General features: G+C 70.2%; 3 protein-coding genes. 2 read left to right on the top strand and 1 reads right to left on the bottom strand.

The window, feature by feature from the left end; genetic code table 11:
• Nucleotides 1-59: 59 nt before the first annotated feature.
• On the bottom strand, nt 60-1,079 hold the full coding sequence (locus ABZY11_RS43155) for a sugar ABC transporter substrate-binding protein (protein WP_356484416.1): 1,020 nt from the start codon (nt 1,077-1,079) through the stop codon (nt 60-62).
• A gap of 225 nt (nt 1,080-1,304) precedes the next feature.
• Between ABZY11_RS43155 and gcvPA the strand changes: the two genes are divergently transcribed.
• Nucleotides 1,305-2,696, top strand: coding sequence for an aminomethyl-transferring glycine dehydrogenase subunit GcvPA (gene gcvPA, locus ABZY11_RS43150; RefSeq protein ID WP_356484415.1), 1,392 nt, complete (start codon nt 1,305-1,307; stop codon nt 2,694-2,696).
• Nucleotides 2,693-4,294, top strand: a complete 1,602-nt coding sequence (gene gcvPB / locus ABZY11_RS43145; protein ID WP_356484414.1) for an aminomethyl-transferring glycine dehydrogenase subunit GcvPB — start codon at nt 2,693-2,695, stop codon at nt 4,292-4,294. The genes gcvPA and gcvPB overlap by 4 nt, the downstream gene beginning before the upstream one ends.
• Nucleotides 4,295-4,337: the final 43 nt, after the last annotated feature.

The following is a 4,337-nucleotide window of genomic DNA, read 5'->3' as shown; positions in this document are numbered from 1 at the left end:
ATCCGCCCTATCCGGGGTAGCCCCGGGGTGTGCAACCGATCGGCCCGAGCGTTGTGTCCTCAGTCATGAGGCCGACGCAGCGCGGCCGTCCCCTCGCGCTTGAGCATGGAGACCTGGTTCGCCTTGTCGGTGAGCAGGAACTGGATGAACGCCCAGGCCAGCCGGGGGTTCTTGCTCTGCGCGGGGACGCAGAGCGTGGAGCCGCCGATGTTGGAGGTGCGGGTGCCGGCGGGGGTGAATCGGGGCAGCGGCACCACCCCGAACCTGCCCTTCAGCTCCGGCATCTCATCGGTGAGCGTGCCCGTCCACCAGGCGGCGGTGGGCGTGGTGGTGGCCTTTCCCTCCTTGGTGCCGGTGACGAGCCCGTCCCAGCCCTTCTCGTAGTCGACGAGCCCCTGGTCGTGCAGGGTCTTCATCAGCGTGAGGGCCCGCACGGCCTCCGGGGTGTCGACCGCGACCCGGCCGCCCTTGAAGTAGGCCTGGCCCTGCTGCTGGAGCAGCATCGGCAGGATCCCGGCGTCCGTGGAGTCCATGATGAGCAGCTTGCGGCCGGTGGCCTTCTTGATGCGGACGCCCGCCGCCACGTAGTCGTCCCAGGTCAGCAGCGACCGGGGGTCGACTCCGGCGGCCCGGAAGTGGTCCGTGCGGTAGTAGAGCGCGCAGGGGCCGATGTCCCAGGGCAGGGCGAAGACCGCGCTGTCCTTGCCGGTGACGGTGCGCCACGCGGCGCGGTCGAAGTCGCCTCCGTAGCGGCCGCCGAGGCTCGTCAGGTCGTAGAAGCCGCTCGGGAAGTTGCCCATGTAGCGCGGCATGTGACTGCCCTCGACCGTGAGGACGTCGGCCAGACCCGAACCGCCGCGCAGGCCCACGGTGATCTTGTCGTAGGCGTTGTCGTAGCCGATGTCGACGATGTCGACGGTGGTGCCGGGGTGGCGCTCCTCGAAGGTGCGGGCCAGGCGCTTCATGGCCTTGGCGGCGACATCCCACGACCAGACGGTGATCCTGCCGCTGACCTCGCCCCCTTCGTCGCCCTGTCTGCCGTCGATGTCCCGGGCCTCTCCGCCGCTCGCACCGCCCATGGCACATCCACTGACCAGGGACGATGCCGCGGTCGCGAGACCTGTGGCCAGAACAACCCGTCGGGTGGGTCTTGTTGACACTCTTGCCTCCTGGAGCCTGAATGCCTAATGCTGTATTCAGAACACTGAATGACGGAGCCCGCCGTCAAGAGGTGTACACCCAAAGACTTTTGTTGCTGTGGTCATGACTGACCCGACCGAGTCGGCTCACGCGAAAGGCGCGGCATGACGTCACCCCAGGACTCCGTCCACACCTACGCCCATCCCTACATCCCGAACGCGGTTCCGGCCGTGCGGCAGGCGATGCTGAAGGAGATCGGCGCCGCGAGCGTCGAGGACTTCTACGCCGACATCCCGGACGGCATCCGGCTGCACCGCCCCCTCGATCTGCCGGCCCCGCTGCGTTCGGAGGCCGAACTCACCCGTCACATGGAGGGGTTGCTCGGCCGCAACACCTCGACACGGCAGGCGCTCAGCTTCCTCGGCTCCGGCTGCTACCAGCACCACGTACCGGCGGTCGTGGACGAGGTGGTCAACCGCAGCGAGTTCCTCACGGCGTACGCCGGCGAGCCCTACGAGGACCACGGCCGCTTCCAGGCGCTGTGGGAGTACCAGTCGATGATGGCCGAGCTGCTCGACGTCGAGATCGTCAACGTCCCGGTCTACGACGGCTTCCAGGCCTCGGGAACGGCGCTGCGCATGGCAGGCCGGATCACCGGCCGCCGCCGCGTGCTGGTCGCCACCGCGATCGACGCCGACAAGCTCTCCCGGATATGCGACTACGTACGCCCCGACCACGACGTGACGGTGGTCCCGGTCGACCCGGACACCGGCTGCGCCGACCTCGAAGCGGTGCGCGAGGCACTCGCCGCCGGGGACACCGCGGCGGTGTACGCGGACACCCCCTCCGCGCTCGGCATCGTCGACGAGGCGCTCCCCCGCCTCGCCGAACTCGCCCACGACGCGGGCGCGTTGTACGTCGTGGGCTGCAATCCGCTCACGCTCGGCGTGCTCGCGCCGCCCTCCGCGTACGGTGCCGACATCGCGTGCGGCGACATCCAGCCGCTGGGCCTGCACCAGAGCTTCGGCGGCGGCAACGCGGGCTTCATCGCCACCCGCGACGAGGAGACGCTGGTCGCCGAGTACCCGTCACGCCTGTTCGGCCTCGTGCCGACGGCCGTCGAGGGCGAGTACGGCTTCGGTGACGTCGCCTATGAGCGGACCTCGTTCGCGCTGCGCGAGGAGGGCAAGGAGTGGGTCGGCACGGCCGCCGCGCTGCACGGCATCGGTGCCGGGGTCTATCTCGCGCTGATGGGACCGCAGGGCATGCGGGAGATCGGCGACACGATCCTCGCGCTCACCGCGTATGCCCGCAGGCGCCTCGCCGAGGTGCCCGGCATCGAGGTCCCGTACGGCGACGCCCTGCACTTCGCCGACTTCACCGTCCGCTACACGGGCGGCAGGACCGCCGCCGCGATCCGCGCCGGGCTCAAGGAGCGGGGCATCTTCGGCTCCACACCGACCGGCGAGCACGAGGCCGCGTACTGCGTCACCGAAGTCCACACCAAGGCCGACATCGACCGGCTCGCCGCGACCCTTGAGGAGATAGTCAAGTGACCGCCCAGCACGCGCCCGTGTCCGTCTCCCCCGAGGAGGCGCGCATCGCGGGCAAGCCGCGCCTCCGCCGGTTCCAGCAGGCCTCCTGGGACGAGAAGCTGATCTTCGAACTCGGTTCGCCGGGCGAGCGCGGCGTCCTCGTCCCGGCCGCGGACCCGTCCATCAGGAAGCCCGCGATTCCCGCCGCCCTCCGCCGCGCCGAACCGCCCGCCCTGCCGGAGATGTCCCAGCAGCAGGTCCTGCGCCACTACTTGCGCCTGTCGCAGGAGAACCTCGGCGCCGATCTCAACATCGACGTCGGTCAGGGCACCTGCACCATGAAGTACAGCCCCAAGGTCAACGACCAGTTCGTCCGCGACCCGCGGATCGCGGCGCTGCACCCCCTCCAGGACGAGGACACGGTCCAGGGCGTCCTCGGGATCATCCACAGTCTGGAGCAGTTGCTGAAGGAGATCTCCGGCATGGACCGGGTCTCGCTCCAGCCGGGCGCGGGCTCCGCCGCGATCTACACGAACGTCGCCATGATCCGCGCCTACTTCGCCGCGCGCGGCGAGCTGGAACAGCGCGACGAGGTCATCACGACGATCTTCTCCCACCCGTCCAACGCGGCCTGCGCGAAGACGGCCGGCTTCAAGGTCATCACCCTCCACCCGGACGCGGACGGCTACCCCGACATCGAGGCCCTCAGGGCGGCGGTCGGCCCGCGCACGGCGGCGCTCCTCATCACCAACCCCGAGGACACCGGGATCTACAACCCGCGCATCGAGGAGTTCGTTCGGATCGTGCACGAGGCGGGCGGCCTGTGCTCGTACGACCAGGCCAACGCGAACGGCATCCTCGGCATCACGCGGGCCCGCGACGCGGGCTTCGACCTGTGCCACTTCAACCTCCACAAGACGTTCTCGACACCGCACGCGTGCGGCGGCCCGGCGGCCGGCGCCTGCGCGGTCACCGAGGAGCTGGCCCCGTATCTGCCGCGCCCGACGGTCGAGTTCGACCCGGAGACGGGTGTGTACCGGCTGGACGACGACCGGCCCGAGTCGGTCGGCAAGATGCGGCCGTTCTACGGCGTCGTACCGAACCTGGTCCGCGCGTACGCCTGGATCATGTCGCTCGGCGCGGAGGGCCTGCGGGCCGCCGCCGAGACGGCCGTCCTCAACAACAACTACCTGCTCCACAAGGTCCGGCAGATCCCGGGCGTCTCCGTCCCGTACGCGGCCGGGCGTCCGCGCGTCGAGCAGGTCCGCTACAGCTGGGAGAAGCTGCACGAGGACACCGGCCTGCACTCCGAGGACATCGGCCTGCGCGCCGCGGACTTCGGCACGCACTACTGGACCAGCCACCACCCGTACGTGGTGCCGGAACCCATGACGCTGGAGCCGACCGAGTCCTATACGCGCGCCGACCTCGACGAGTACGCGGCGATCCTCGCGGAGATCGCCCGCGAGGCGTACGAGGACCCGGAGACCGTACGTACGGCGCCGCACCGTTCGGCCATCCACCGGGTACGCCCGGAGGCCCTGGACGACCCCGCGGTCCGGGCGGTCTCCTGGCGCGCCTACCGCCGCAAGGTGCTGGGCGAGGCGGGCGGCCGGTGACGAGGATCGGCCTGGTGGTCAACCCGGTCGCCGGACTCGGCGG

This window comes from Streptomyces sp. NPDC006510 (assembly GCF_040611955.1).
Classification (GTDB): domain Bacteria; phylum Actinomycetota; class Actinomycetes; order Streptomycetales; family Streptomycetaceae; genus Streptomyces.
The sequence above is the reverse complement of the archived record's forward strand: the minus strand, read 5'-3'. Positions and strand labels throughout refer to the sequence as shown.